Origin of the sequence: Pseudomonas thermotolerans DSM 14292 (assembly GCF_000364625.1) — a bacterium.
Taxonomy (GTDB): domain Bacteria; phylum Pseudomonadota; class Gammaproteobacteria; order Pseudomonadales; family Pseudomonadaceae; genus Aquipseudomonas; species Aquipseudomonas thermotolerans.
Genome location: NZ_KB822653.1, coordinates 1 through 2,498, shown reverse-complemented (window position 1 = coordinate 2,498; position 2,498 = coordinate 1). Strand labels below are relative to the sequence as shown.

The 2,498-nt window shown below is 56.5% G+C and carries 4 protein-coding genes; 3 read left to right on the top strand and 1 reads right to left on the bottom strand.

The window, feature by feature from the left end:
* Positions 1–42: 42 nt before the first annotated feature.
* From H165_RS0117930 to H165_RS19465, 3 genes are all read left to right on the top strand, one after another.
* Complete coding sequence (locus tag H165_RS0117930) at positions 43–321, top strand: type II toxin-antitoxin system Phd/YefM family antitoxin (RefSeq protein ID WP_051059517.1); 279 nt, start codon at positions 43–45, stop codon at positions 319–321.
* A gap of 126 nt (positions 322–447) precedes the next feature.
* Positions 448–720: a CopG family ribbon-helix-helix protein gene (locus H165_RS0117925; protein WP_017940300.1), complete on the top strand. Its 273-nt coding sequence runs from the start codon at positions 448–450 to the stop codon at positions 718–720.
* Complete coding sequence (locus H165_RS19465) at positions 708–1,001, top strand: type II toxin-antitoxin system RelE/ParE family toxin (RefSeq protein ID WP_010953434.1); 294 nt, start codon at positions 708–710, stop codon at positions 999–1,001. The genes H165_RS0117925 and H165_RS19465 overlap by 13 nt, the downstream gene beginning before the upstream one ends.
* Here the strand turns inward: H165_RS19465 and H165_RS0117920 are convergent.
* Complete coding sequence (locus H165_RS0117920) at positions 995–2,398, bottom strand: tyrosine-type recombinase/integrase (RefSeq protein ID WP_345938830.1); 1,404 nt, start codon at positions 2,396–2,398, stop codon at positions 995–997. The genes H165_RS19465 and H165_RS0117920 overlap by 7 nt on opposite strands.
* Positions 2,399–2,498: the final 100 nt, after the last annotated feature.

Below are 2,498 nucleotides of genomic sequence, written 5' to 3'. Positions count from 1 at the left end.
GGCGTCGGCGAAGGTCATCTGCTTCATCGGAAAGCTCTGCGGGTGAAGTCGGCGGATTTTACCAAATCAGGAAGTCTTTTTCAGAGTTTCCCTAAGGCAGCAGTCAGCATTACTGAGCTTAAGAAAAACCCATCCCGCGTTTTGGCTGAAGCCGCAGGTGCCCCTGTAGCCTTGCTCGAACAGGATCGTGTTATGGCATATCTGGTGCCAGCGACGCTGTACGAACAAAAATTCGAGCGCCTGGACGATTTCGAGCTGGCTTCATTGGCGAAGGCTCGGGCAGCTGAAAAATCCATCCAGGTTTCCTTGGATGACCTTTAAGCAGCAGATGCTCGGGCTTGGATTCGGCCATCCAGTGTTTTGCCCATCGGCGTCTTGATAGGCAGCACAGTTTCTTCTCTGCTACGATATTCAAAGGTAATACCCTTAGATAACGGAGGGCTGACCATGGCCACTTCCATCAAAATTGACGACGATCTGAAAGGTCGCATTCAGCATTTGGCTGGTTTGCGGCAGCGCTCATCTCACTGGATCATGCGTGAGGCGATCACCCAGTACGTCGAACGTGAGGAGGCCCGTGAGAGCTTCAAACAAGAAGCGCTGGCATCTTGGGCTGCATACCAGGAAACCGGCCAGCATTTGACCGGCCAGGAGGCTCGCACCTGGCTTGGTAGCTGGGGTACAGATGCTGAGGCAGAGTTACCCAAGTGCCACGATTGATTGTCACTGAAGGCGCGGCGAAGGGCTTGGAGCGTTGCCGGCGATTCCTCTCTGATAAAGATCCGCAGGTCGCACGCCGTGCTGCACAGGCAATCGAGCGACAATTCGCTCGATTGGAGGAAAGTCCGGAAGTAGGGCGTCCATTTCCTGATCTGCCGGAGCTGCGTGAGCTCATCATCGAGTTTGGTGACTCAGGTTACGTCGCGCTGTACCGCTATGAGCGCGCCGATGACACCGCCTATGTCTTGGCCTTTCGCCATCAAAAAGAAGCTGGCTACTGAGGCTGGACAGCAGCTACCGGGCTCTCGGCAAGAATCGACTCTAACCTCTCGCCCAACAAGCGCCAGGCTTCGGTTTTTTCCTTGGCGTAATCGTGGTGCAGGTAATGTCGACGTACCTTCGAGCCGCCCAGCAGATGGTTCTGGCAGCGGTCGATTATTTCCAGCGTTACACCCAGCTCCTGCATCATCGTCGCGCCCGTGCGGCGCAGGTCATGCGGGGTCCATTCACCCTTGGTTCCCTTGCTCAGTACCAGTGAGTCGTCATGATGCCGGCCGGCTAGTGGCTTGCTGCGGTTCTTGAACCGACACTGGCGGTCTCCGATGAGCTTGCTGACAGTCTTGGTATCAACGTGGCTTTTACCATCCTTGCTGGGGAAGCAGAACGGCGTATCACCGGTTTCTTTTTGAAGGCGTTTGAACTGCGCAATGGAAAACGCTGACAGGAACACGTGGTGATCTTGGCGCTTTCCTTTATGGCCCTTTGTGGCCTCGGCCGGGATGAACCAGGTGCCTTTCTTCAGGTCCAGGTTGCGCCACTCGGCCTTAAGCAGCTCGCCGATACGACAGAGGGTGCTCAGGCAGATCCACAGAGCACACTGTACTCGCGTGTTGACCGGGCGAATGCCTGAATACTTCTGTCCAGCAGGAAGCTCTTCGTAGTCTTTCTCCAGGCGTTCGAGGATGTCACGCAGTTCTCGAATCTCGTCAGGGGAGAGCAGTCGATCCCGCTGTTCTTCGTAGTCATGGTCGAGCAGCTTGTTGACGTCTATCAGGTCGGCCGGATTGCCGTCAGCCATTAGGCCGCGCCATGGTTTGCGCTTCTCGGCCCAGCGAAGCATCTGACCGATATCTTTGCTGCGGATGACAACAGTGCGGTTCAGGCCACGAGATTTCACCGATCGCAGGACGGTGAGCAGATCCTTCTCGCCCAGGTTGCGCAGCGGCTTCTTGCCAATCAGCGGCAGTACGTCCTTCTTGAAGCTGCGGATCAGCTCGGCGTTGCCGTCCTGACGGGAGACGCCGTCACGTATCCACTCATCAAAGAGATCGGAGACTGTCTTGTTTTCTGCGGCTTCACGCTCTGCTTCAGCAATAGTGGTGGCGATTGCCGCTTGCGCCTCGATCCGTGCAGCTTTGGCGGCAAGGGTAGGGTGCAGGCCTTTGGTGACGAGTACCCGGGCCTCGTCGCGCTCAGACCGAATTTGCGCCAAGCTTTTCTTCGGCCAGCTACCCAAGCGCTTCCTGGTTCGCGCTCCATCCAGCTTGAATTCATAGCTGAACTGAACTGTGATTCCGCGAACCCCGGCGCGCACCTCGGCAACCAATCCTCCATCCTCACGGAAGACCTTGCCGTCATCTTGGGCTGTCAGTGCCTCTAAGGATGGTCTGAAAAACACTTCCAGAATCTGGTGAAATACGCCGGCAATCACGCCCCCCGAGTTCTTCCATGAAGCAGATGACCTTCGCCGACGCCGAGTACGCCGGCAAGCGCAAGCA